The following is a 3,256-nucleotide window of genomic DNA, read 5'->3' as shown; positions in this document are numbered from 1 at the left end:
CCGTAGACCAAAGGCCCACGATGCACTAACTTTTAAACTGGACCACTCAAGTGGGGCAGACCACCATACCGACAGCAAGCCACGCCTCCGAAGGGAGGAAGTTATCGTCGGACCAGTCCGTCGTGCGGTAGCGGGTTTTGGCAGGCTTAGACATACCCAAGACCTAACTCTCAGGGCTCATAAAATGAATCCCTCTAGCTGATATGTGCAACAAGCCCCGTATTAACCCAACAAAGCCATCCTTGATTGTAATAGACGGAGATCTTGTAATATGGTTACAAAGGTACAACCAGGTTTTCGGCAAGAAAATTTATCGCTAAGTCAATGAAGGAAAACGAGTAATGAACGCTTTTAACTTCCTCCAAAACGTTGAGTTATATGGCAACAAGAGGGATGTTATCACTCGGCTCGAGCGGCGTTATGACTTTATCATTAAACCCATTAGTGCTTCTTTTAAAGGCGCGAAAGTATTAGATCTGGGGGCCCATGATGGAAGGTGGTCGTATGTTTTCGCTAATTTAGGTGCAGCGAGTGTTACGGCTATAGAAGGACGAAAGCATTTAGTAGAATGCTTTGATAAGTTTCCAAAGACTGACTTCTCGAATCGGGTTCAGTTTATAAATGACGATGTATATCATTTCTTGGAAACTGCCGTTTCCAACGGCGAACAATACGACATTGTCTGCGTCCTCGGTCTCTTTTATCATGTTTCAGATCATTTGCACCTGCTGAAACTTATCAAAAAGCTAAATCCGAAGCTTGTTATCGTGGATAGCGATTTTACAATGTCTACGGAGGCTGAAGTGCTACTCTTGAAAGAAAGCACGTTGTCCGACTTAAATGCCATTGCAAGCTACGAGGGGCAGAACGAAACTATCGTAGGGATCCCGTCTTTCCGCGCCATGGAAGAAATGTGTGATATAGTTGGCTTCAAAATTACGTGGCATGATTGGGAAACTGTGGCCCTAGACCGACGCGAAACAATCGGTGACTACTACCTTAAGACAAGTGGAAAACGTGCGCCTGATATTGTTCGTTCGAGTTGCCTATTGGCGGCCTGTTCCACCTAAGTAGTCCGCATGAAATGTCAGTGCGTCGCGAACCTTTGCCCTATGGGCGTGACGGTGAGTGGGGACAACCAGAGAACTTCCAGAGAACTTCGCGGGCGCACCCCGAGGTAACGCTGGCGCTGGCGCTAGATCAGGCTTTGTACTGCGCTAAGTCGAATAGAACACTCCCTAATTGATGATATTGAGCATGCGATAGGTTGCGTCCCCACTCTCCAAGCGTGAGGCTAGCCGAGATGGCGGGCAGAGCGTGCTGTCGCTAGTCTAGCGCAATGATGCCACTTCGCGCCGAAAGGCATCGAGTAAGACCATGGTAAAACTCGACATCCTACGGGTATATCGGCCTACTTTTCGGCTGGCTCAATAAGATCGTCACCTACTTTTTTTAAATATCCAAGAAAATATATTTACTATTTGTTAATAATATAACGGTTAAAAAAATCTGTGCGTTTAATCAGGTATATTTGTTAACTCAAATTGCGGAGTAGCGCTCATGATTTTATCAAGATATAGCCGACCACTTGATAATAAAGGAGCATTTACTCCACTAAGAGCAATCAGAAGAGGCCTACTCATTCTCATCCTCGGAACATTTGCTTTTATCTGCTATGAATATGTCGACAGAGAAAATACTTCTCAGACATACGCCAGATTTTCCACACGCACAAACCCTCTTACGTTCATTGCACTAGCGCTAGCTACGCTAGCAGTATTTAAGAGGAATTCTTTGAACTCATTGACTGCGACAGAAGCATATCTTTGGGCATCAAGCATATTCACTATATCTTTGTTTCCGTTATCAAGACCGATTATAGCATCCTTTACCGACCGGGATATGGGCGCTACCGGATGGAACACAGCGATTTCTCTAGGTTTGATAGCCGTGAGCCAATGCCTGAGGTTCAGGGCTAAAAGCTTTGCCTTAACGCTGAATGTCATGGCTGGATTAATGCCCTTACTGGCGCTAGAAGGCTTAATGTTCAGAGAGAGGTCGCTCTACGGCGAAATGGCAGCGACGACATCTATTGCGTTATTACTATTAAATCTATCGTCGCTATCAAGGTTATTCCGGCATGCCTTAATCTTACCAATATTCAAACGTGGAATGAGTGGTGATTTAGTTCGCTCACAAATCATTATTCTGTTGTTAGGAGGGGCTGTGCTGCCGATATTCTACTCTGCCTCATCCAATGTGTTCTTCCAAAATCTGCCGTTAGTTCACATATTAACCTACTTATGCGTACTTATATTAGTGTTTACGGTAGGATTTTATTTTTCCTATCAAAATCAGAGCGTGCAGTCAGAGAGGCAGCGTTATCGGTATCAAGCTTTGCATGATCCACTTACTGGGGCAATGAACCGACGAGCCATTTCAGATAACTTATTCAAAAATTCTCATGCGGTTTATGCCGTTATGGTAGTCGATATTGATAACTTTAAAGCGATTAATGATCATTACGGGCATATATTTGCCGATAATGTTCTTATTGAAGTTGTAAATAAAATTAATTCCACAATCGGCACCAATGATACAATTATTCGCTGGGGAGGCGATGAATTCATTATTATCTTCACCGCCGATAATTCCCAAAAAGCAATCGATTTAGTAAATGATATAAAAGAAAAAATTTGTTCAGTTACAATAGACAGAAAAAACTTAGAATGTTCTGCCGGAGTATGCTTTCGGCAACCGAAAGAAAGCGTTACCGTCTTAGAGTGTATTTCACATGCGGATTCTGAACTGAAAAAAGTGAAGAAATACGGTAAAAATAGAATCTCCTGTTGTACCAATAGAATTGAAGATAATACCGTCATCTCGATAAACGATCATCGAGAAAAATTTATTGCAAGTGACTAATATCTTATGTGAAATGGCTGCATTAGCTTTATTATATAATATTGGACCGCTGCCCTCACAAATTTCTTCCGATCATTTTGGTTTCTGACGAATGGAGGGCAAAGCATTGGTTTGGGAGGTGTTGTTGCAGAAGTTAGGTGTTAAGCGGGTAGCCCCGTTCCCCCTTTGAATTTAAGCCACTCAATCTAAGCGATGCCGAGGGCGTTAAAGTGGTATATGAGTGACCTTGTTGCACATATCGGTGAGAGGGATTCACCTTAGGAATCCGGATGGTTAGATCACTGGGATGCCAAAGCCTGCCAACACCCGCTACCGCACGACTAACTGGTCT

General features: G+C 43.5%; 2 protein-coding genes. Both read left to right on the top strand.

Annotated features, from left to right (window positions below; genetic code table 11):
* The first annotated feature begins 341 nt into the window (after positions 1–341).
* Complete coding sequence (locus VSX56_RS20440) at positions 342–1,070, top strand: class I SAM-dependent methyltransferase (protein WP_350939361.1); 729 nt, start codon at positions 342–344, stop codon at positions 1,068–1,070.
* A gap of 490 nt (positions 1,071–1,560) precedes the next feature.
* Positions 1,561–2,925 carry a GGDEF domain-containing protein gene (locus VSX56_RS20435; RefSeq protein ID WP_350939360.1) on the top strand — a complete coding sequence of 455 codons (1,365 nt, stop codon included), beginning with the start codon at positions 1,561–1,563 and terminating at the stop codon, positions 2,923–2,925.
* The last annotated feature ends 331 nt before the right edge of the window (positions 2,926–3,256 follow it).

The organism is Thioclava kandeliae, assembly GCF_040297545.1.
In the GTDB taxonomy this organism is placed as follows: Bacteria; Pseudomonadota; Alphaproteobacteria; order Rhodobacterales; family Rhodobacteraceae; genus Thioclava; species Thioclava kandeliae.
This window is presented reverse-complemented; position numbering and strand designations above follow the sequence as displayed.